The 21642-nt window shown below is 68.9% G+C and carries 22 protein-coding genes, 1 tRNA gene and 1 pseudogene; 16 read left to right on the plus strand and 8 right to left on the minus strand.

What is annotated here, in order from left to right; translation table 11 throughout:
• Positions 1-19: 19 nt before the first annotated feature.
• Complete coding sequence (locus ACFYYB_RS33155) at positions 20-1417, minus strand: helix-turn-helix domain-containing protein (RefSeq protein WP_389440171.1); 1398 nt, start codon at positions 1415-1417, stop codon at positions 20-22.
• Between the two features lie 304 nt (positions 1418-1721).
• Between ACFYYB_RS33155 and ACFYYB_RS33160 the strand changes: the two genes are divergently transcribed.
• Positions 1722-1904, plus strand: a complete 183-nt coding sequence (locus ACFYYB_RS33160) for a hypothetical protein (protein WP_389440173.1) — start codon at positions 1722-1724, stop codon at positions 1902-1904.
• Between the two features lie 287 nt (positions 1905-2191).
• Here the strand turns inward: ACFYYB_RS33160 and ACFYYB_RS33165 are convergent, their stop codons facing one another.
• Entirely contained in the window at positions 2192-5494 is a 3303-nt protein-coding gene (locus ACFYYB_RS33165; protein WP_389440175.1) for a BTAD domain-containing putative transcriptional regulator, read from the minus strand.
• Between the two features lie 272 nt (positions 5495-5766).
• On the opposite strand from ACFYYB_RS33165, the gene ACFYYB_RS33170 reads away from it, so the two are divergent.
• Complete coding sequence (locus ACFYYB_RS33170) at positions 5767-6099, plus strand: nuclear transport factor 2 family protein (RefSeq protein WP_389440177.1); 333 nt, start codon at positions 5767-5769, stop codon at positions 6097-6099.
• A 114-nt stretch (positions 6100-6213) separates the two neighbouring features.
• Here ACFYYB_RS33170 and ACFYYB_RS33175 read toward each other — a convergent pair whose 3' ends face one another.
• Entirely contained in the window at positions 6214-7533 is a 1320-nt protein-coding gene (locus ACFYYB_RS33175) for an amidohydrolase family protein (protein ID WP_389440179.1), read from the minus strand.
• Positions 7534-8501: 968 nt separating this feature from the next.
• Between ACFYYB_RS33175 and ACFYYB_RS33180 the strand changes: the two genes are divergently transcribed.
• The 7 genes from ACFYYB_RS33180 (at position 8502) to ACFYYB_RS33210 (ending at position 12673) form a co-directional block, all read left to right on the plus strand.
• On the plus strand, positions 8502-8795 hold the full coding sequence (locus ACFYYB_RS33180; protein WP_389440181.1) for a hypothetical protein: 294 nt from the start codon (positions 8502-8504) through the stop codon (positions 8793-8795).
• Between the two features lie 9 nt (positions 8796-8804).
• Positions 8805-8948, plus strand: coding sequence for a hypothetical protein (locus ACFYYB_RS33185; protein WP_389440183.1), 144 nt, complete (start codon positions 8805-8807; stop codon positions 8946-8948).
• Positions 8933-9328 carry a hypothetical protein gene (locus tag ACFYYB_RS33190; protein WP_389440185.1) on the plus strand — a complete coding sequence of 132 codons (396 nt, stop codon included), beginning with the start codon at positions 8933-8935 and terminating at the stop codon, positions 9326-9328. Before ACFYYB_RS33185 ends, ACFYYB_RS33190 begins: the two co-directional genes overlap by 16 nt.
• 452 nt (positions 9329-9780) lie before the next feature.
• On the plus strand, positions 9781-10479 hold the full coding sequence (locus ACFYYB_RS33195; RefSeq protein ID WP_389440187.1) for a hypothetical protein: 699 nt from the start codon (positions 9781-9783) through the stop codon (positions 10477-10479).
• Positions 10480-11040: 561 nt separating this feature from the next.
• Positions 11041-11424, plus strand: a complete 384-nt coding sequence (locus ACFYYB_RS33200; protein WP_389440189.1) for a hypothetical protein — start codon at positions 11041-11043, stop codon at positions 11422-11424.
• A gap of 84 nt (positions 11425-11508) precedes the next feature.
• Positions 11509-12492 (plus strand): ISL3 family transposase, encoded by a 984-nt coding sequence (locus tag ACFYYB_RS33205; protein ID WP_389440191.1) that lies wholly within the window; start codon positions 11509-11511, stop codon positions 12490-12492.
• A 57-nt stretch (positions 12493-12549) separates the two neighbouring features.
• A tRNA-OTHER gene (locus ACFYYB_RS33210) sits at positions 12550-12673 on the plus strand.
• Positions 12674-12805: 132 nt separating this feature from the next.
• Here ACFYYB_RS33210 and ACFYYB_RS33215 read toward each other — a convergent pair.
• Positions 12806-13030 (minus strand): hypothetical protein, encoded by a 225-nt coding sequence (locus ACFYYB_RS33215; RefSeq protein ID WP_389440193.1) that lies wholly within the window; start codon positions 13028-13030, stop codon positions 12806-12808.
• Positions 13031-13216: 186 nt separating this feature from the next.
• On the opposite strand from ACFYYB_RS33215, the pseudogene ACFYYB_RS33220 reads away from it, so the two are divergent.
• The 3 genes and pseudogenes from ACFYYB_RS33220 to ACFYYB_RS33230 all read left to right on the plus strand — a co-directional run.
• Positions 13217-13423, plus strand: a pseudogene (locus tag ACFYYB_RS33220) (MerR family transcriptional regulator); the annotation flags it as partial.
• 681 nt (positions 13424-14104) lie between these two features.
• Positions 14105-14317, plus strand: a complete 213-nt coding sequence (locus ACFYYB_RS33225; protein WP_389440195.1) for a hypothetical protein — start codon at positions 14105-14107, stop codon at positions 14315-14317.
• A 695-nt stretch (positions 14318-15012) separates the two neighbouring features.
• Positions 15013-15447, plus strand: a complete 435-nt coding sequence (locus tag ACFYYB_RS33230; protein WP_389440197.1) for a DUF6892 domain-containing protein — start codon at positions 15013-15015, stop codon at positions 15445-15447.
• An 84-nt stretch (positions 15448-15531) separates the two neighbouring features.
• Here ACFYYB_RS33230 and ACFYYB_RS33235 read toward each other — a convergent pair whose 3' ends face one another.
• Positions 15532-16341, minus strand: a complete 810-nt coding sequence (locus ACFYYB_RS33235) for a class I SAM-dependent methyltransferase (RefSeq protein ID WP_389440199.1) — start codon at positions 16339-16341, stop codon at positions 15532-15534.
• Positions 16342-16526: 185 nt separating this feature from the next.
• Here ACFYYB_RS33235 and ACFYYB_RS33240 point away from each other — a divergent pair, with 185 nt between their 5' ends.
• Positions 16527-16715: a hypothetical protein gene (locus ACFYYB_RS33240; RefSeq protein WP_389440600.1), complete on the plus strand. Its 189-nt coding sequence runs from the start codon at positions 16527-16529 to the stop codon at positions 16713-16715.
• 688 nt (positions 16716-17403) lie between these two features.
• Here ACFYYB_RS33240 and ACFYYB_RS33245 read toward each other — a convergent pair.
• Positions 17404-17742, minus strand: a complete 339-nt coding sequence (locus ACFYYB_RS33245) for an STAS domain-containing protein (protein WP_389440201.1) — start codon at positions 17740-17742, stop codon at positions 17404-17406.
• Between the two features lie 74 nt (positions 17743-17816).
• Here ACFYYB_RS33245 and ACFYYB_RS33250 point away from each other — a divergent pair, with 74 nt between their 5' ends.
• Positions 17817-18680, plus strand: coding sequence for a hypothetical protein (locus ACFYYB_RS33250; RefSeq protein ID WP_389440203.1), 864 nt, complete (start codon positions 17817-17819; stop codon positions 18678-18680).
• Positions 18681-18794: 114 nt separating this feature from the next.
• Here the strand turns inward: ACFYYB_RS33250 and ACFYYB_RS33255 are convergent, their stop codons facing one another.
• Together ACFYYB_RS33255 and ACFYYB_RS33260 are read right to left on the minus strand one after the other, a co-directional pair.
• Positions 18795-19235, minus strand: a complete 441-nt coding sequence (locus ACFYYB_RS33255; RefSeq protein ID WP_389440205.1) for a hypothetical protein — start codon at positions 19233-19235, stop codon at positions 18795-18797.
• 142 nt (positions 19236-19377) lie between these two features.
• Positions 19378-20232, minus strand: coding sequence for a helix-turn-helix domain-containing protein (locus ACFYYB_RS33260; RefSeq protein ID WP_389440207.1), 855 nt, complete (start codon positions 20230-20232; stop codon positions 19378-19380).
• 192 nt (positions 20233-20424) lie between these two features.
• Here ACFYYB_RS33260 and ACFYYB_RS33265 point away from each other — a divergent pair, with 192 nt between their 5' ends.
• A complete protein-coding gene (locus tag ACFYYB_RS33265) occupies positions 20425-20688 on the plus strand; it encodes a hypothetical protein (RefSeq protein ID WP_389440209.1) in 264 nt (87 codons plus the stop codon).
• Positions 20689-20842: 154 nt separating this feature from the next.
• Positions 20843-21235 carry a DUF6193 family natural product biosynthesis protein gene (locus ACFYYB_RS33270; RefSeq protein ID WP_389440211.1) on the plus strand — a complete coding sequence of 131 codons (393 nt, stop codon included), beginning with the start codon at positions 20843-20845 and terminating at the stop codon, positions 21233-21235.
• Positions 21236-21642: the final 407 nt, after the last annotated feature.

Genomic DNA, 21642 nt, shown 5'->3' on the forward strand with positions numbered 1-21642 from the left:
CCGGCACTCGGCCAGCAGTTCAGGCGGCAGTGGCAGTGGTGGTGGCGGTGCCGGTCCGGGGACGTGCGGTGGCGGCGGCCCGGACCATCCCCAGGACCCGGAAGCGGGAAGGGACGCCCTCGTGCGCGGCCCGTACCACACCGCTGAGCAGCAGCTCGCGCAGCAGTCGGCCGGTCTCCGCCAGGCCACCGCCGGTGAGGCCGGTGATCCCCGCGAGCTCGAACTCCTCCTCGGACCGGCCGCACAAGGCCTCCAGCAGCTCCCGTGCTGCGGGCGAGAGCCGGTCCAGCCGGTGGAGCAGGACACCGCGGAACCCGTCGGCCCCCGGTCGGCCACCCAGGTGGTCGAGCAGGGCCACCGGGTCCTCGTCGAGGCTGTCGCACAGGGCGGGCAGATCGCACACGACCAGCCAGGAGGCGGCCGCGGCCAAGGCTCCCGGATGCCCGTCCAGCCGCCGGCAGACCCGTGCCGCCCGCTGCGCGTCGGCCGCCGTCGGCGCGAACTCCGGCAGTACCCGCCGGACATGGTCGAGGAACATCCTGACCGCGGGCGCCGAGGTGTCGGCCGCCCCGGCGGCGGGCACCTCAAGCGGTGCCAGCAGGAAGATCCGCTCACCGGGCACCTCCCACGGCTGGTCCGAGGTCACCAGAAGCCGCAGCCCTGGGCAGGCGCGCAGCAGACCCATCAGCCGGTCGCACCGGGCCGCGCCGGCCCGCGCACCGTCGAGCACCAGCAGCACGTTCTGCTCGCCCAGCAGTTCCGCCAGCGAGTCGACCGCGCCCGGTGAACCCGGGGCGGCCACGTCCGCGGTACCGGGACCCGGGTGCGGCGCCCGGTTCACCGGCGCGAGCAGCTCGTCGACCGCCGCCGCGACCCGGACCGCGAGCTCGCCGTCCGCGCAGCCCAGGTGGTCGGCCGCCGCACCGGGGAAGGCGTGCCAGAGCACCGGCATCCCGGCCGCGTGCAGCCGCTCGGCCACCGCCAGCGCCAGCCGCGTCTTGCCCACACCGGCCAGTCCGACCAGGTGGACCAGCCGCTCCGCGCCCGAGGACAGCTCCCGCTCCAGCCCCGCGAGCTCGGCCTCCCTGCCCGTCATGGGGTGCAGGGCCTTCGGCGGAGCGGGCGGCTGCTCCCAGCCCGCACCGGTCGCCCGTCCCCGCTGGACGGCCGCCTCGAGCGAGGCCCTGGCCCGCGGACCCAGCCGCAGGGCGTCCGCCATCAGGCGCAGGGTTTCGGGGCGGGGCCGTCTCGCCTTGCCCTGCTCCAGATCGCGGATGGCGCGGACGCTGATGGTGGACAGATCGGCCAGCTCCTGCTGGGTGAGCCCGATCCGCAGCCGGTGGGCCCGGATCAGGACACCCAGCCGGGTGGCCTCCTGTGCGAGGGGGACTGCGGCGGCGACGGCCGTGCTGTGCATGTGCGCTCCCGGCGGTGGTGGGGGGAACGACAGGGCCTGGGGTGACGCGGCCCGGTTCCTGACTCCCATCGTCGGCAACGCGCTATCGCCCCGGCATCACCGGACGTACCGCCTCCGGTGGGCCGTCCTATCACCGTGCGGGCGCTATCACCCCGCGGGTTGGGCCGTGTTGGCCCGTGATAGCGCGTGATAGCGCGGGGTTAGGGCCGGGGACGGTGCGGGGATTCCGGCGGTTCCTAATGTCTGTCCCAGAACGAAGGAAGCGCCCCGGAAGGCCGGAGCGCACCGACGAAGGGACCTCGAAATGAAGCTCGCCACCGCCTTCCGCGCCGCGCTCGTCACCGTCGCCATCGCCGGCGCCGCCGTGTTCGGCGCCCAGGCCGCCCAGGCCGACGGGCCGGTCACACCCGCCACCACGGCCGGCAACCCGGCCCCGCAGGCCACCCCGTCGCCGAGCAGCACCACGAAGACCAACCCGTGGGACTGACGCCCCCGCAAGCCGGCGCCACCGGATTCCGCCCCGAGCGACGCGAGGCCCGTACCCACCTCGGGCGAGGCCCGTACCCCGCCCCGGCGTGAGCATCCCGCATCTGGCCCCGGCCCGAGCCCTCGTACCGGCCCCGGCGTGAGCATCCCGCATCCGGCCACGGCGCGAGCCCTCGTATCGGCCCCGGCGTGAGCATCCCGCATCCGCCCTCGGCGTGAGCCCTCGTACCGGCCACGGCACGAGCCCCCCCCCGCACCCGGGCCCCACCCCGGCGCCGGCCCATGGCGTCACACTCTGGCGGCGGCCCCGCTCGCCGGTGCGTGAGGAACTCCCGCCCCCGGCGCCGTTCCCACCGCAGGGTCCGCATGAGCAGCGCCCCCGATGGCCCCGCCGATGCGCCGGCCCCCCGCCTGCACCACGGCCGGCAGAGCCGGCAGCGCGGCAGACCCCAGCAGCCGCATCGCCTCGTCGAGTTCGGAGTCCATCCGCCGATCGCGGAAGACCCGTACCGCACTCTCCAGCAGCTCCCGCGAACGCGAGCGCTCACCGGCGCCCCCGCTCGCCATCAGCAGCCTCGCCAGGTCCAGCCGCACCAGCGCCGCCCCGCCCTGGTCCAGGATCTGTTCGCGGACCGACAACGCCTGCGCGTAGAAGCCCCGCGCTGCCTCACCCCGGCCGAGCTCGGCGTGCGCGTGGCCGAGGTCCCGCAACAGGTGGCCCTCACCGATCACGTCCCCCGAGTCCCGGCACAGCTCCAGCACCTCGGTGAACGTACGCACCGCGAGCTCGTGTTCGCCGCGGACCTGCGACAGCTGCCCGGCCCTGCGCAGCGTCCTGGCCTGTCCGCCCGTGTACCCCACCGCACGATAGATGCCGAGCGCCTCGTCCAGCCGGTCCTGCGCGGCCGAGACCTGCCCGCGCACCATCCAGATCTGCGCGCTCTGCGTCAGTACGATGGCCCGGCCCACCACGTCACCGACTTGGTCGAAATCCCGCAGCGCCCGGTCGTACAGGGTGAGCGCCCGGTCCTCGTTGCCCCGCATCCGCTCCAGCAGGGCCAGGTCGCGATGGCACAGCGCCAGCCCGTGGGCATCGTCCAGCTCCTGGAACAGTCCGAGCGCCGAGGTCAGCGCCGCCCGGGACTCCGCCTTCTGGCTGCGGCCGAGGTACAGCACGCCCAGCGAGCCGAGCAGGGCCGCGGTACCGCGCTTGTTGCCCGCCGCCCGGACGGCCTCCAGCGCGACCTGATGCGTGCGCTCCCACTCGTCGAAGTAGCCCCGTCCCTCGAACAGGGTCGTCAGCGTCGTCGCCAGGTCCCAGCAGAGTTCGTGCATCTGCGCCGCCGCCGCGTGCTCGACGGCCTGGACCAGGTTCGCGTGCTCGCTGTCGAGCCACTCCAGCGGATCGACGAGCAGTTCCTCCACGCACGGCTCGGGCGGCTCCCAGCGCGGCGCGCTGCCGTGGAGCACGGTGAAGTCCCCGCCGTAGATGCGCCGGTGGGCCTGCTCGGCCAGCGACAGCCAGCCGCCCAGCATCCGCCCGAGCGCCGCCGTCTGCGCGGCCGGCTCATCGTGCGCGGCGAGCTGTTCCCGCGCGAAGACCCGGATGATCTCGTGGAAGCGATAGCGGAAGCCGCCGGTGGACTCGACCCCCACGACGTCCAGCATCTGTACGTCGACGAGCGGTTCGAGGAGATCCGAGGGGAAGGGGCGGGCGTCGTCCAGCAGTGCTCCGGCCAGCCAGCCCGGAAGGGTGGGGCCCTTCGCGAGGCTCAGCAGCCGCAGCAGCCGACGGTCCGCCGCGGCCAGCCCGTCGTGCGTGAGGGAGAGACTCGCCCTCATCGTCATCTCGCCGTGGGTCAGTTCGTCCAGGCGATGCCGTTCGTTGGCGAGCCGGTGCACCATCGAGGCCAGCGTCCAGTGCGGTCGGGCCGCCAGCCGGGCGGCGACGATCCGCAATGCCAGCGGGAGTCCGCCCACCGTGCGGATCAGTGCCTCGGCGGCGACCCCTTCGCGCCTCACGCGGTCCTCGCCGATCACTCGTACGAGCAGTTCCAGCGCGTGGTCGTCGCTCATCACGTCGAGCTCGACACGGTGCGAGCCAGGCAGGCCGGTCAGCCGGACCCGGCTGGTGACGAGTACGGCGCAGTTGCGGCTTCCCGGCAGCAACGGGCGGATCTGGCTTTCCGACGCCGCGTCGTCGAGCACCACCAGTATCCGTCGCGACGCCATGAGCGTGCGGTACATCTCGGCACGCTCGTCCTGTGATTCGGGGATCACCGCGCCGGGAATGCCGAGTGCGCGCAGGAACCGGCCGAGTACCTCGGAGGCGGTGGCGGGAGTGCCGGTGCCGCGCAAATCGCAGTACAACTGCCCGTCGGGGAAGACGTCTTCGCTCAGGCGATGGGCAATGTGCGTCGCCAGCGTGGACTTGCCGGTGCCGGGCTTGCCGACGATCACGACGAGCCCGACCGCTCGTCCTCCCTCACCGCGCAGTGTCCGTTCGATCCGGCCGATCTGCGCCTCGTCCCCGACGAAATCGGATGTGTCCGAAGGAAGTTGACGCGGAATCTCTTCCCGGTGCGCGACGCCTCCGGGCGCGGGCGGCAAGGAGGAGGAGGTACCCTCCACCGCGCTGCTCGGAACTGCCGAGCGAGGGTGCACGGACGCCGAGGTGGAACCCGCGCCGGCGCCCCTGCCCGGACCCGCCTCCCCGCCGGCACCCGGACCCGCACCGGACTCCGGTGCTCCGCCGCCGTAACCACTGGCTCCGGGCCGGGACGGCGGAGCCACGTCGCCGGCGAGAATGGCTGATTCCAGTGCCCGCAGCTCGGACCCCGGCTCCAGGCCGAGCTCCTCCACCAGCAGCTCGCGCCCGACCCGGTAGCTCTCCAGGGCCTCTGCCTGCCGCCCCGAGCGGTATAGCGCGAGCATCAGCTGCCCGCGCAGCCGCTCCCGCAGCGGGTGGACCCGTACTAGCAACTGGATCTCACCGACGAGCTGGTGGTGCCGCCCCAGGTCCAGTTCGAGCCCGATCCGGGTCTCGGTCACCGTGAGGCGTTCCTCGTCCAACTGGAGGGCCTTGCTCTGAAGGGTCTCGCTCGACACCCCGCTGAGACAACGGCCCTGCCACAACTCGCTTGCTGTGCGAAGCAGTTCCGCAGCACTTCCCAAGGCGCCCTGTTTGGCCAGTGCGCGCGCCTCGGTGACGGCGCGGGCGAACAGCACGGCGTCGACGAGGTCGCCCTCCGTCTTGAGGACGTACCCCGGAGGCCGGGTGGTGATCGCGGCCGGGATGGCCGCCGTGCTGAACAGCTTGCGCAGCCGCGACACGCAGATCTGCACCTGGGTGCGGGCGGTGTCCGGGGGGTCGTCGCCCCAGATCAGATCGACGAGGTAGTCGGTGCTCACCACGCGGTTCGCCTCGAGCAACAGTGCCGCCAGGATGACCTCCTGTCGGCCCGGAGGCACACGCACCGGGCCACCGAGACCGTTCACCTGTAACGGTCCGAGGATCCGGAACACCGCTGAGTCGGGGGTTGGCGGAACCCCGCCGGGTGAAACGGTCATGAGACTCCCAGCTGGAGGCATGCCTATCCCGCTCGCAGCGCATGCACGATGCGGTGGAGCCGGGAGGGAAAGACGGGTGGAGCGGAGGTCAGTCTTTCCGAACACCTCTGCGGTTGTCCATGGTGTGGAGGTTTCGTGGCGATGAACGGGATCGTGCAGTTCAGGCCATCGCGCCGGGCCGATCCGCCCCGGCCCGGCTCCGGTGATAAGGCGGCGATAGCCCCGAGTTGCGCACGCGGAGGACGGTGTACTCGCCACTCCCGGAGGGGAGGCGGCCGTACGAAAGGACCTCCATGACCAGCCGGCACCCGAGGCGGATCCCGCCGAGCCCCGTCATCACCGACTCCGGGGTCGATCACGTCCGCCTCGCGTACCACTACCTCGACAGCGGGGACACCGATGGCTACGGGTCCCTCCTGCACGAGGGCAGCCTCGGCCCCGATCTGGAGGCTCCCCGGGGCGATGGCAGCCGGCACCACATCACCCGGATCGTCGCCGAGGGGGACTGCGTGGTCGCGATGGGCCGACTCGCACCGCAGCAAAGGGACTTCGTGGACGTGTTCACCCTCTCCGACGAGGGAATGCTCCGCGCCTGCCGGCGCTACTACTCCGCCCGCCCGCACTGACCGCGCGCGGCGGGGTCCCCACCTTGATCGCCGTCGTCGGCGTCGCGAACGTGCTCACGCCGGACGTCCGCCGTCGGCAACGGCGGCGGCCAGGGAAGAGGGAGGCTCGGCGTTTCAGAAGGAGTCGAGGTGAGCGTCCAGGTCGGGGTAGCGGGTGACGGATGGCCGGTCGATGATCGTGCCTCGTGCGACGACCATCAGCGGGTCGGTGAATGTCCGGAATCCGTCGAGCGGGTTCGAGTCCAGAACGACCAGATCCGCGGCCTTACCGGGCTCGACCGAGCCCGTGACGTCGTCGAGGCCGAGGATCCTCGCGTTGGTCGTCGTAGCGGCGTTCAACGCCTGCGCCGGTGTGAGCCCTCCGTAGCGCACCACGAGATCCATCTCGCGCCAGGCGTCGTAGTGGGTGACGAAGGTGAGCGCCGAGTCGGTGCCCATGCCGATGTGGACTCCGTGCTCCAGAGCAGTCCGGAGGCCTTGGATCATCTCGTCCAGGACGAGCACGGCGTTGGCTTTGCTGATGTCGCTGATGCCGGTGACCTCCTGATCGAGCTTCACCAGCGGCAGGCACGCCGCAAACGTGGGAATGAGAGCCGACGTCCCGTGCAGCGAGCGCGGATTGTCCAGGAACAGTTCGATGATCTCCGAAGTCAGTGCCGCGCCGTGCTCGATCGTATCGGCGCCGGCGCGCAGCGCCGCGAGGATGCCCTCCTTGCTCTGGGCGTGCGCGGCGACGAGGACGCCGGCGTTGTGGGCCTCCTCGCAGATCGCCGTCATCTCCTCCTCGGTCATCTCCGGCCGCCCGGCGTGACCGATCGTGCGGGCATCGGTGACCCCCGCGGTGGCCGAGATCTTGATCGCCTTGACGCCGTGCCGCAGGTTGAGGCGGGTGTTGCGGCGGGCCTCCCAGGGGGAGTCCGAGATCAAGGCGATCTGCGGAGCTCCGTGCCCTCCGGTCACCGCGAGCAACGGCCCCGACGCGAGCACCCGGGGCCCGACGTACTGGCCCCGGTCGATCTCGTCCGCGACCGCGACGACCTCGTAGGCGACGTCGCCCACGCTGCGAATCGTGGTGACACCCGAGCGCAGCTGCGTCAGGACGTTGGACTTCGTACGCCGTTTGAAGAACCGCCTGCCGACCGGACTGCGCGCGAACAGCGATACCAGCCCCTGCGTGGACTCGTTCACCAGGATCCCGGGGAGCGGTCTGCCGTCGGAGAACAGATGGGCGTGCGCGTTGATCAGACCGGGGACGACGAAGCGTCCGGCCGTGTCGACGGCCCGGTATCCACCGGGCACGGGCGTCGTCGCAGTGGGCCCGACCTGCTCGATGTCTCCTTTGGCGCCCACGACGATGGTTCTGCCGGGCAGCACGGTCCCCTCCGTGTCACCGGTGACGACCGTGGCGCCGGTCAGAGCGAACCGTCCTGCCATGATCAAACTCCTTGTGGCGAGGTCGAAGGACGTGAGCGGCCGCCTGCCCGATGGCGAGGCACTGAACCAGTCGACCTCAGTTCGGAAGAGCCCGCCATCGCAGGAGGAGCTCGCGAGCGACAGCCCTGGCCGGCCCGTCGCTCTTGGCCCAAGACGTCGAGGGGACGGACTCTCCGTCCGCGGGATCATGCGGGGGCGGTGGCCAGCTCCTCCGTGGAGGGCGAGGGTGTCGTGCGTACCGGGCGGCGACATCGCCGGCAGCGGGGTGAAGCCCATGATGCCCTTCCTCCATTCGGCCCGGTCAGTCAGCCTGCCCGAGGTTGCGGTAGGCGTCCTCGTTCGTCGATCCGGCAGCCCTAGCGGCGGGCGTCAGCAGTACCGCGCCCAGGGCGAGGCACGGCGCATCGAACCTGCCGGCGGCCGGGACCACCGGCGCGATCCTGCGCCGACGACGTCGGTAGCGGAGCGGGGCATGGAGCGCCTGTACGAACAGGCGGGGCGGTGGCGGCGTGGCCCACGCCGAGCAGGGGACGAATGCACGATGGGTACCGGCACACCGCCCGTCGGCGTTCTCGGCGAGCGTCCGCACGGCCTGCGGACCGGCGCCGGCCTCAACCAGGGAAAGCCGGCGCAAGCCACCGGGGACGTCCCCACTCGACTTCCGGCAGAGACGCGGTCGAGTTGAGGGGCACGCCCGATCCGCTGCCGCGCGCATCGCGCGGCTGTCACGGTCGGACGGCGGAACTCGCCGCTCTGTCCCGGGCCACTGCGGGCGGGGCGCCCGTCTGCCTGATCATCGGGCCTGCCGGGGTCGGGAAGACGGCCCTCGTCCTGCACTGGGCCCACGACGACCCTGCCGGACCGGCTGATGGACGTCTCTACGCCGGACCTGCGCGGCTGCAGCGACACGGACGAACCGGCCCTCATCGAGGTGCTGCGCGAGTTGCTGCCCCGGCCCTCGGCGTATCGTGCGGCCGCACACCGGAGTCGGCGAACGCCGCGGCCGCACTGTTCGGGTCGCTTCCCGCCGACCGCTGGTTCCTCGTGTCACGCACGAGGACGGGGCCACCGCCATCGGCAACGACCCCAACACCATGAAGGCGCTCGCCTTCGCCCCGCGTGAGGAGGGCGTGCACAACCTGGTCATGCACGGACACCCGAACGGCCTGCCCTTCAACACGCCGTTCGAGATCCCGGTTGCCGCGGTCCGGGCGAACCCCAGCTACCGGGAGGGCATGCCGGTCCGCCTCATCATGTGCTAAGGCGGCGGCATGGCGTTGCCCTTCTTCAAGCTCTTCCGGGCGGACATCGAGGGGTACGGTGCGTCGCTCATCGTGAATCCCGACGGCAGCTTCGCCGGTGGAGGCAAGTGGCAGGGCTTCACGATGGAATTCGACGATTGGGCACTGGACTGATGCAGTACTTCGGCTTCTATGAAGCAATGCCGTACAAACCGGGCGCGGGCATTCGGCCCGAGGAGTTGACCACGGGGCCGCTGGAGGTGGAGCGGGCCGCCCTGGCCCGCTACATGGACGCCTGCGAGACGCTCACGGTGGTGCCCGGGGTGGAGAGCGACCCGTTCGACCCCGCGCAGTCGGTCATGGGCGGCTTCAGCCTGAAGACCGACGGCGAGTGGATCTGGCCGGACATCGCCGGCCGCCTCGTCCGCGAGCGGGAGTTCGCTCCCCCCGCCGAGTTCGCCCGCCACGCGGCCGAACTGGGTTTCAGCGCCCCGGCACTGACACCCAAGGACATCGTCGAGGTCTTCCGCTCGGCCAAGTCCGACCTGTACTGAACCGCTGAACCCGAAGGGGCGGTGACCGAAAACCCGGTCACCGCCCCTTCGGCGTGCGTGCGGCCAGACGGCGGTCAGCACTCGATGACGTTGACCGCGAGGCCGCCGCAGGGGTCTCCTTGTCGGGCAAGATCAAGGCTTCCCTGGCCAAGCTCACCGGCGGGCTGGCTTGCCCACGAGCGACAGCCGCGAACGCCGAGAAGGAACGCGTCTGGCCCGCCCGCTTCCGCCCCGGGCGAGCCCCATGAGGCCCGGGCCAGCCGCCACCGAGAGCGCGGGCAAGCCCGTGCTGTCGGTGGCGGCTGGGAAGCTGGGATACATGGACAAGGATGAGGAGTCGCGGCTCCCACGCGCAGACGATGCACACATGACGACCTACGCTGATCCCGGCGCCGGAAGACACACCGCTTCCATCCAAGAAGTGCGCGCCTGGGCCAGGGTCTGGGACACCTATGACCCCGAGGTCCACGGCAGGCAAGACGTGCCTGGCTTTTACGCAGCCCCTCCGGCACGAGAACTGGTGGGGAAGCACCGTATCCCTGGAGCAACTTCTCGATCTCGCCCAGGTCCACGGCATTCCGGTTGCGTGGGTTCCCGACCGGGACGTTCTCCGGCAGCTTGCCGCGGCCGGCCCGACCCACGGTGAGAAGCTTGCAGTCCTTGTTGCCGCAGAGGAAGAAATCCGAACCCTGTGCCATGCACGTCTCGACGAGTGCCACGACGAGTGGCTCGCCGAGGAGATCGCTGCCGGGCACAAGGCGCTGGCAGCTTGGGATGACGGGCACCGGGAGGCCGCAGCGACCCTTGCCATCGCCGCGCTGGAACAGATTCTGTACACCCTGACCGAGACTGAGAAGCGTACGCACGTGGCCCTCGGCGAGATCGGTAGGCAGAAGCCCAACAACTACCTTCCAGCCCGGCAGTATGTCTTCGCGCCCCTGGCCACCCTCTTCGCGCGCTACTACCCCGAAAACAACGACCCGCTGCCTGACAACCTCTCTCGCCACGCCGTTCTGCATCATCTGCCCCTCAACCACCTCAGCCGGGGGCACTGCACGGTTGCCATCATGCTGTTCGTCTCCATCCTGCGTCAGTCTCAGGAACGGGCTCAGGGCATCCGCGACGACCTGATGATGGCAGCCGCGGATTGAGTGCCATGAGTCAGTGAACCGAAAACCAGGTGCTCGCGTAGACCACGATGGTTCCGCCGACGGCGGTCGCCGCTCCTCTGACGAGATGGATTCCTGCCTCACTGCGAAACCGCCGTGCCCGGTGCTTCCATCGGATGGCCGAGGACGGCGGCTCTGGCGCAGGGGGTTCCTCGCTGGCGCCGGTGTCCGTACGCTCGTTCAGGGACTTGAGATTCTCCTTCGTTGGAGGCCTCTCCTCTACTGACGGCTCCCTGGCCACCAAGGGGCCGTTGCCGTTTCCGGAGTCGGCCATGCCGCCGCTCGCAAGGTGAGATGAAATGATGTCTCGTAGGCGGACGGCATCAACGAAGCGCGACGAAAAACCCTCTGACCAGCGAAAACGCCTCATTGCTGAACCAAATTTACACCGGTCATGGCATCTTGATGCGGATCTCGAATTTTGGCTCTGGCCGGAGTTCCGTGAAGCTATGACGTCAGGCGGTAATTGGCCACTCCGATCCCGAGTCGGCCAGCGGGTGGCTGCATGATCGGGCGGCAGCGGCCTCTGGGAACATAGGGCTCGTGAACATCGCGAGCGCCTCAGACGACGGACTCCAACAGCTGATGGGCTTGGAGGTCAGCGCCGTCTCCTTCGTGCGCGACTACGTCGAGCTGCACTTCGACGGGCCGGTATTGCGGGCCTTGAGCGACCCACTGGGGGTGTACGGGGGCGCCGCGTGGCAATTCCCCGCACCGGGATCGCTGGACCTCATGCGCTGCTACATCGGCGAGACCGTCGACGGCTACGAAGAGGACCCGGAGCGGATCCTCGCCCTGCATTTCGGGGAGCATCGCTTCGTCATTCCGCTGGACGACGAATCAAGCATGGGCCCCGAGTCGGCCCACCTCGTCGGCGTCGACGAGAGCGGCCGGACCTCCCCCCGCGGCGGGATGTGGATTTGGTAGCGGGGTCTGGCCGGAGTTCCCTGAAATCCGAGGTCATGAGCCGTGTGAGGGATCGTTCCGGCAGGGCATGTCTCGCTGGATGATGTGCTGTTCTCGGACGTCAATGTGCGGTTGGAGGCCGTGGAGTTCACGGCCGAGATGTTGGTGGTAATAGCGGCTGCGTGCGGTCCGCCGCCCAGGTGCCCGGAGTGCCATGCCCGGGCTCGGCGGGTGCATTCCTGCTACGAGCGGCATCTTGCCGAGCGGCCGTTGTCTGGGAGGAAGTTACTGGTCAGGCTGCGGGTCCGGCGGTTCTTCTGTGACCGGGACTCGTGCCGGCGCCGGACGTTCGTCGAGCAGGTCAGCGGGCTGAGCGAGCGGTATCGCCGCTCCAGTCTCGGCCTGAAGGCCTGGCTCCGGCAGGTCGCGGTCGAGCTCGGTGGGCGGGCCGGCGAACGGCTGTGCCGCCGCATGCACCTCGCCGCCGGACGCACGCGACTGCTGGAACTGCTGGTTCCTCCGACGGTGCTGGAGGGGTCCCCGCGGGTTCTCGGTGTCGACGAGTTCGCCTTTCGCAAGGGCCGCACCTACGGAACCATCCTCGTCGACGTGGAGGCAGGCCAAGTCGTGGACGTCCTGCCCGACCGCACCTCCGACACCTTCGCCACCTGGCTACGCGAGCATCCAGGCGCCGAAATTATCTGCCGAGACAGGGCCTCGGCCTACACGCGGGCGATAAAGGAAGCGGCGCCCAACGCCGTGGAAGTCGCCGACCGCTGGCACCTGCTCCAAAACCTCGCCGCCGCAGTGGAGAAGACCTGCCACCAGCACCGCGCCTGCCTGCGCAAACGCGTCGATGAGGTGACCAGCCGCATCCCGGAGGCACCGCCGCTGATGCAGCTCCCACTCCACGAACTACCCCGGACGCCGATCACCGACCGGACCCGACACCGCCACGCTGACGTTCAAAAGCTTGTCGCCGCGGGCAGCCGGCCATTCAGTTATCGCTGCGCGCCACCAGGTCGAGGCCATCGACGAAGAGGTAGGTGTGCAAGGCAGCACACACTGGCGGCCCAGAACATGCGCTGATGAACAGCGTTGTTACCGTATGAATTTGGCTTTCGGGCGCGATGGCCCTCAGCTTGCGCGGTGGTCTACGAGGCATCCGCCTGATGTGACGTCATGAGCCGATCGTAGCTGCTACGCCGCACCGGTTTGGAAAACCGTCGTGGCGCGAGTCACCGTGGGTTCAAATCCCACACCCACCGCAGCTGAACGGCCCCTGACCAGGATGAACGGTCAGGGGCCGCTTCCATGTCCCCGGCCGGGCGCGACCGCTATTCCCCGTGATTCCCCAGCAGATCGGGCACTGGTAGGGCACGCGCCCCCGCAGATGATGCCGTCAGTCGTGGTCGACGCACCCGTCCCCGTGGAAGTGGGTGAAGCGGAGATGGCGGGCCATCGCGTTGACTGCGCGTTGCGACGGCGTGGTTTCTGGCAGGTCCGGAAGGTAGCTGAGCCACCCCTCCTGGGCCGCTGCCTCGGCGACTGCGTGCGCCATTCGTTCGACACGTCGCAGGTATTCAAGTTCATCGGCCGATGGCGGCTCGCCTATGTTGTCGTCCACGGGCGTCAAGGTAGCTCAGTGCTCGTCGGGCTACCTGCCACCTGCTTGTACCCACGACTGTTGCTGAGGTTTTCGGGTTGTCGTCGGGTGGTGACGGGTCATGATCCCTGCGGTCTTCCCCGATGAGGAGACCGTGGACTGGGACATCTCACCCTGAATCGGAGAGAAGCCATGACCTCAGATCACCCCGCGGGCTCCGCTGGCGGCCACCGGCGTTACTCCCGCTACCAGCTGCGCATCGCCGCGCGCGCCCGGGAGCTCGTCGACCAGGGCACCCCCGTTGAGGCCGCCTGCCGGATCGTCATTCTGGAGGACCAGCTCGAGGAAGCGCAGGGCGCCAGCGCTGAACACCGCGGCGCTGCCGACGGTACGGTCCCCGGGGCCGCGGCCTGAGGTGGGGAAGCCGCTCTCGCCCGGCCGTCAGGCCCGCACGGTGTCTGCAGCGCGTGGGCCGGGTCGCTTTGTGCGTCGGATGTTTTGGCCTCCGGGACCGTCCAGCACCATCTTGCATGAGCCTGCCCCGGCACTGTGTGCCCGCCTCGGCTGTGCGGCAAGCTGGTCTGCGTGGCTGTCGCGGCGCTGTTTCTGTTGTGTGGCAGCACCTGTGTGCTCTGGTGGTACCCGCGGCACGTAAGGATCGGCAAAGGCCTTGGGGCACGGCTGCGGAGGGTTGAATCCTGTGCAGGGGATGAGATTTTTCGTGTCGGGGTGGGGAGTGTCAGAGCATGCTCGATGAATTTCTACTTCCCGTTTCGTGTGTCTTCTGTGGTGCCACGGGCCGGCAGGGTGATTCCCGTACGGTGTGTCGCGCTGTCGCGCAGGGCCGGGTGTCGGCGACCTGGCACACGGATGCCCGTCCGCATCTTGTGGCGGACCGCATCCTGGCCGAGCGGGAGTGAACGCCGGCTCTCGGGCTGGTGACCTAGGGCGAAGCCGGATCGTTTCAGCTCTTGTGAAAGACCGTTTCCGTCCACAGGGCCCCGGCCCTGGCTGCCCGGCCACCGGCTGCATGCCCCACCGGCTTCCGCCGTTCGCCGCCATTCGTCTCGTACGGGGCTCTCGTCAGGGGGCGCCGTGAACGGGCGGTCGTTCTACTGGTGCCGCTCCTGCCGCCAGCCCCTTTACGCCACCAGCTCGCCCTCGACCGTGGCCGGCCGGGACTGGGAGATCGACCATCAGCAGCGTGCGGCGTGCGGTAACGGGCACCTGATGCCCCTGACCGGCACGGCCGCAGTCCCCGAGGACTTGCCGGGCGCTCCGGGTGTCCTGCGCATCTTCGGGTCCTGAACCCGGCCCGATGTTCCGCGCCGGGCCCATGGGCTCGCATTTCCTTGATGTCCCGCTCCAGGGCGCCGACATGCTTGGCGCGTTGCCATGGCCTGCGGGCATGCGCCGGGCCGGCGGGAGTTGCGGGGCGGTATGGAGGCCTGGGCGGTGACGGATGGGTCACGGACCGCCACGGCTTCGAGGTGTGGGTCGTTGGGCAAGGCATGGACCAGAGAACCGTTCCGGCACCGAGGTGTTCCACCGATCCGGGCGCGGGCGGCGTGCAGGTCTCGGATTGGCCGATCTACGACGCGGTTGAACGGCTGTGGCTCCAGGAGGGCCGGGAAGTTCCCTGCCCAGGAGGATCCGCAAGGACTTCGGCCGGCCGGCACCGGTCCGTCGATCCAGACCTGTTCCACCGTGGCTGACCGGCCCCAGGGTGCTTCACTCCTTGTCTCCCGTAAGGACACGGCCGGCTGCGGTGTGGGGCAGGACAGCAGGTGCCGGTCACCATGAGGTGGTCTCCGGCGCCGACGTTGGTCCTGGCCCGGCCATCGGCCGGCCCGGCTACACAGTGCCGGCATGCGAGGATCCGGGTTTTCGGCTTGGCCGGCTCGATGGTCGGCGGGTCGTCGTCGGCCAGGCGGGGGCCGGGCACTGGGCCTGACCGGGGGTCGGGCTCCGACCCGTCGTCTTACCTCTGGTACTCATCTCCCATGAACCAGTTCCGCGACTTCAATCTCAAGCTGCTCGTCATCGAGGAGCTCATGTACGGCCCCGAGCCGCTCTTGCCGGTCTATGACCTCCCCGCGCGGCTGGCCGAGCAGGGGATCGGAGATCCCGCGTCCTACGTCTTGGAGAACGGCCTCCATGCGCAGGTGCTGCCGGAGTCCCGGGCCTATTTCGAGGCTCTGGAGATCCCGGCCGAGCTGCTTGCCGGTGTCGAGGAGTTGTGCTTCGACGCGGGGGTGAATGTCTTTCGGCACTGTGCCCCCGCCTGGGATGGCGAGGATGACCTGTTCGACGTCCGCTCGCTCGACGACCTCGCCCTGCTGCCCAACCTGCGGGAGGTCACTTTCGTGGAGGACGGCGTCTTGGCGGTGCCGGATGCCGCGGACGTCTTTGCCGCGCGCGGCATAGACACCGACTGAGCCCCGCTACCCCGGCAGCCCCTGCCAACACCATGCCAGCAGACATCAGATCGCAGGTTCTCGAACAGCTTCTCACCTTGTTCTTTACGGTGTGGCCTCGTATGTCCCGTTCCATGCAGTCAGCTGGAAGAGCCGGGCTGTGTGCATGTAGGGCGGAAGCGCAGTGGTGGCGAGCTCCAGTTGCTCAAGGTCGGCGTAGAACGCCGGGTCGTACTTTCGCGCGTCGTCGGTGATGTAGTCACAGAAGCTGCGGATGCCGTAGTGCTGGACGTCGAGACAGCCAAGGCTTTGAAGGAGAGGGGTGATCTCCTCGGCCGTATGAAGCGTCAACGTTGAGTCGAACATCTGGGTCCGGAGTTGATCGGTGCCGAGCGCAGCCAGCGCGGCGGCAGGGTCCATATCGCGAATGGCGACGTTCAGGGCCGCCGAGTGCCGGTTGATCGCCATCACCGAGAACAGCCCGCCGCTCTTCAGCGGGGTGAGAACCGTGGAGAGGGTTCCCGGTACGTCGTCCACGTACTGAAGGAGGTTGTGGCACAGGACCACGTCGAACTCCCCGTCGGCGAGGTCGGCGGGCAGAGCAGTCACGTCGGCCTGTACGCAGGTGATCAGTTCCGTCAGGCCGGCCGCCGAGGCCCGCTCGGTCGCAGCAGCGAGCATGGCGGGCGCATAGTCGACGATGGTGACGTGGTGCCCGCGGCTGGCGAGGCGCATGGCGTCGCCGCCGTCGCCGCCGGCAACGTCGAGTATGCGCAATGGCCCGCCACCCAGGCTGTCGAGATGACGGGCCAGGTTCGCCTCGGCGATCGCGTAGCGCAGGCGGCCCCAGGGGGCGTCCTGCCATTCCTGCCAGGTGGTCATCGCGGTGTTGAACTTCTCGGGAGCTTCAGGCATCTGGTGACGATAGCTGCCGGACTCACCCTCCAATGGAGCTCCGGCAGCATTGAAGGTGCCGTCAACAGCATCAAAAAGATCAGGAGGTAGCTCTACGGACGAGCCGGCTTCTTCCTGTTGCGGAAGATGATCCAGCTCCAGTAGCAGCTTGTACTGTGGGGAGACTGTCTCTAGGGGTGATCAATATCAGCAGGCGACGATACGTAGCCAGGGGGGTACCCGGCGGGTATCGCATTTGGGACAACAAAGGGCAGCGGTGGTGGGGCGACCACTACGAGCTCTGTCCTGATGCTCTCCTGACGGAGCTGAACGGCGCAGCCCAACCCGCGAAGCTCACCGCTCTCCTCAAGCAGTACCGAGCACAGAAACGCTGACGGAGCGTGCGCCCGGTTTGGTGCACGGTCGGGCGGGCGTGGCCGAACTGGCTTCGGTCGACTTGTCCGACCGCTCGATGAGTGGCGGCAGCGTCCAGCTCAACACCTCGCCTCCTGAACGGCCGACCCGCTCACCTCATCTCCAGCAAGTACCATTTCGAACAACGAATCGGCATCGACCGCACGATCCCGCTCGCTGAACTCCACGACTGGCGGCTATGGCTGGACGACGGAGCAGCGCCGTCGGTACGCCGACGACCTCGGCTCTGAAGTGACTCTCGTAGGGGTCACGGCTCGTTCGAACCGGCAGTAGTCCGACCAGGATCCGGCTACGTGGATGCCGGCTCCGGCGGTGCATTGCGGGTGCATCGGGGAGTGGGTGGCGGCCAAGCACCGGTGGGCGTTGTCGGTGGACCAGGCCGAGTGCGAGGCGCTGCTGTGGTAGGCGGCCGGCTGCCCGAACGCGGTGCGGGCCTTCGACTGGGCTGCCTGATCCCGGGCCGACACTCTTCGCTGCGGACATTTGAGGGGGCCGCCGCCCCATCGGTGGCGGCGGCCCCCGCTGTCCTGTGCTCGCACGGCGAGCTCTACGGCGGACAGGTCCTCTGCGGCGCTCTGGGCACCGTGCGTACTCGGGGGCCGCGCACCATCGTGGTGCGGGCCGGGCGGTGGGGCGCCCGGGGGCTGGTCAGGTGTCGGTGATGGGGAAGAGGGTGTCTGCGCCGGTCATCTCCAGGAGCCGCAGGAACTGGGGCTGCGGGTTGCGCAGGCTGATGTGCCGGTCGTGGTCGGTCGCGGTATGGCGGGCGCCGATGAAGACGTTGAGGCCGGAGGAGTCGCAGAAGGACAGGTCCGCGAGGTCGATGACGATCTCGTCCGGCCCATTGGGCTGGGTGATCGCTGTGTACAGGGCGTCGCGCAGCATCGGGGCGCGGTCGACGTCCATCTCACCTCCGACGTGCACGACCAGGCGCTGGTCCTCCGTGTCCGCCCAGACGTCCTGCTCGGGTCTTTCTTGATCTTCCATGCTGCCCATGCGGCCGTGCCGCCTATCGGGGCGTCGGGTGGTTCCTCTCTGAGTTGGCGTCGTACGCTCGGTCGATGCTGATCAACGCCGCCGAGCCGCGCAGACTTGGAACACCGGATGCCGGGACTCCACGGCTCCGCTTCGAGACCGAGACGCGTACGACGGCCACCGGTACCTTTCCGACGCGTCGGCTGATCAAGATCGACGGTGAGCCGGCGTTCGAGCTCGGCGTCTGGTGCGGTAGCTGTTCGTTCCTCTTCGAGCGCTTGGAAGGATCACGCGAGACCCTGTCGCTGGAGGAGGTCCAGGATCGCCTGACGGGCACGCTCACGGACGCTGACGACGAGGACCTGCTGCGGGCATTCGGCGAGGTACTGCCCGAAGGGCAGTACCTGCCGCTCCTCCTCCACATTGAGCCGCGCCTGGCCGTTCCTGGGTCGGAAGGCGACTACTTCAGCGAGGAGCAGGTGGCCACCTGGGGGGTCAGCCAGTTCTGGGGCATCGCGGAGTCCCCGCGTACCCCCTACTACCGGACCTTCGAGACCGAAATCGACGCGTCCGCGCACCTTTACGAGTTCGTCGTGCCCATGGTTCCCCCGACCTGGAACGACGAGGAGCGAGTCGAGGAGTACGTCGAACTCATGGGCCGGGGCACGATCCCGACCGCGGTGGCGGTCTCGACCTTCGGCGTGTTCGAACCTGCCGTCAGCCCGCCTGACAACGACCAGTACGCCCACTGGTGCCTAACCCACTTCCTGCTCGACGGCCACCACAAACTAGAGGCCGCGGCGAGGGCCGGCCGCCCCATCCGACTCCTGTCCTTGCTGGCCCTGGACGAGGTACTGGCGACACCCGAAGAGTGGGCCCGCTTGCCCGAGCTGCGCAGCCGGCCCCGCACGCCGCGCCCTGCGCGATGTGCTCGACGAGTCCGCGACTGATCCGGCCGGAGTATGAAAACGGAGTGGGGCGGGCTCGCTTTGCGATGCCCGCCCCACTCCGGTTTTCGGGCCGCGATACCGGTGCCCCGTACAGCCCGGCGGCCGTGTCGAGTGCTAGACGGCGGCGAAGGTGAAGGTGCCAGCGGCGCAGGCGCTGATGTACGGCACTCCCTGGGAGTTCTTCGTCATGGTGCATTCCTGGAGCTGTATGTACCGCAGGCTCGACGCGAAGTTGTACTCGCCGATCGGTACGACCGACCCGCTGCTGTTTGCGTTCTTGACTTCCTCGTACCGGGTGCCGTTGTCGGCGTAGATGGCCACGATCTTGAGAGCCGCACCCTTGCCGTCGCTGGCGGTGTCCTTGAGTTCACCGTTCAGGTGCCAGCGGCCGTCTGAAGTCTTCCAGAACGTTCCATGGGCCCAAGCGCCCGCGATGTCTCCACCCGTGTGGGTGACGTCGTAGGTGCCACCGGCAGCCTGCGCGGGCCCTGCGACAAGGGCGAGGATCGCGGGTGCCACGGCAAGAGCGAGAGCGTACTTGATTCGGGACTTCATGGAGTTCCCTCGTTTTCGGATCGGGATCGGCCTGACTGGTCTGCCGGGAACGGTGGCAGACGTTGATCCACTGGGTATAGGAAAAAACCGCCATGCCCACGGGCTGCCGGCATGGAAGGCGGGGGAACGGGGCGGTGCGGGGCTATTGCCCGGCCCCCGGCAACAGCACGCTGGTCGGCTGCCCCGCGAGACGGTCCAGGGGCCGAGGCTTGTGGACGCGGTGGGTGACGAGCGCACCGGGGGCGCAGCCGATCACGGCTTTGAAGTCCCGGTTCAGGTGGGCTTGGTCGTAGAAGTCACAGGCGGCCGCGACCTGGACCGGTGGGTGGCCTTCTTCCAGCAGCCGCAGCGCCCGGCGTAATCGGGCCATACGGGCGACGCGCCGCGGCGGAAGGCCGATCTGTTCGCGAAATCGGCCCTCAAGATGGCGCTCGCTCCAGCCCACGGACCGGGAGATTTGGCTGATCGGTTCCGTACTTGAGGCACGGGTCAGTTGCTGCCAGGCGTGGACGACCTGGGCGGCCGGCACGCGGCCGCGTGCACGGCGGTCCAGGAGGAAAGCGTCGATCAACGCGAAGCAGGTGGACCAGTCCGGGGCTTGGGCGAGCTGTTCCTCAAGCAGGACGCCGGCGGGGCCTGTGACGTCGGCCAAGGGCAGGATGAGGCTCTGGATCTCGTGCATCGCCTGGTCCAGGACCGTAAAGGCCAACCAGGGTTCGAGCAGGACCTCGATGCCCCTGATGCGGCCGCCGTGCTCACCCACCGCGGCGCGGGTTTCCAGGCCGGCCACCAAGGAGGTGCGTGGTGTCCAGACTTGTTCGGTGTGGCTGGCCGTGGGGAGCCTCGTGATGCGCAGCGGGTCGCCGAAACTGAAAATCATGGAGACCGCCCCGATCGGCATCTCGATGCGGCGCTGCGGACGGTCCATGGCGAGCCGGTAGCCGCGGTAACCGCGCACACCGTCGCCCAGCCGGGGATCGGCGCGGGCGGTGACCAAGGTCCATGTCCCCTCCGGGGAGATCCCGGAAGTACGGCGGTAGCGGGGTCTGCCGAAGGATCCGGAGCCGAGCACCTCGGAGTGGGTCTGGGATCGGATCTTGGTCATGATGCGCTCCTTCGCCGGGCCGTGTCCTGCATCGAATCAGCTTGCCGTTTAACCTCATGGGTGGTTCGCGCTTACCGTAGGCACGTGAACGACATGAACACCGAAACCCTTGGATGGGAACTCATCGGCTGGGACAGTGACGAGCAGGCCGTACATGTCGCTGGCCTCAACCGAATTGAGATCTTGAGGATCAGGGACCTGTTCCCCGGCCGGGACGATGACTTCCTTGAGACACTGGGCTACGAGGTGCCATCCGAGCTGTACTCGGCGATGCGGAGTGCCATCCCGCACCTGGAGTTCCGCGAAGGGCTGGAGTATCAGATCGGTGGATTCCTGCTATCAGTCTGAGCTTGCCGACCCGCCACTCCGTAGGGGTTTGGAGCCGACCTTGTGGTGGGCGAGCCCTATACCCACCCCCCACCACAAGGTCGGCTCCAAACCCCTACGAACAAGCCCCACCCCCCACGCAGTGAGCCTCAGGGATGGCGGTCATGATGTCCCAATGACACTGGGGCCATCGAGCGATGACGCTGTCGAAGCAGGCTGGCAGAAGGCCCGCGCTGACGGACGCGTGCGCCCCGAGCTGCTGGAAGCCGCGTACGCCGAACCCCGCCTGCGGCAGCTGTTCCCCTGGACCGGCATGGGAGAGCTGCACTTCAGCCGCTGCACCGAACAACGGTGGACCTGGGACATCCCCTACATCCAGCCTGCTGCCGGCGGCAGCTACTGGGTGTCAGGTCCTCTCCGTTCGCAGGACGTGGGGCCTGCGGAAACGGTCTCGCAAGCCGTCACCATGGTTTTGGAGCGCCTTCCGGTTGACTGCGGGCTGGCCTTCCTGGGCACTCCAGAGGAACTCGCAGCCCACGAGGCGATGCAAGAGCCGCTCGACGGTTAAACGGCAAGCTAAGACTTCAGGCCGACCAGGGTTTTGTAGGCGTCGCAGCTGTTGCAGGCATCTGTGGTCGGGTCATCGGCGATCATGCGCCGGGCCCGCTCGGTGGTGAAGGTGCGCCGAGGGGCCCTTGGATCATTCCGCAGCCTGGTTCGTGGACGAGGACCCCGCCCGACAGGCCGGGGATTGGCACGCGCTCGCAGATCCATCCGCGCGCGCCGGGCGGCGGCGATCCGAGCGGGGCCGTACCCGGGTCAGGCCACCCCGCCCGGGGCGGGGGTGGCCTGCGGTGCAGGTTGGGCACACCGCCGTACGAGCCGGCCCGTGACCTCGCCGTCGGGCAGGAGAACACGGACGGGTGCGGGCGAGGTGCTCGTCGCGCTCGTCCTGACAGCCCCGGCAGAGGGGGT

Source organism: Streptomyces sp. NPDC002886 (assembly GCF_042888445.1).
Taxonomy (GTDB): domain Bacteria; phylum Actinomycetota; class Actinomycetes; order Streptomycetales; family Streptomycetaceae; genus Streptomyces.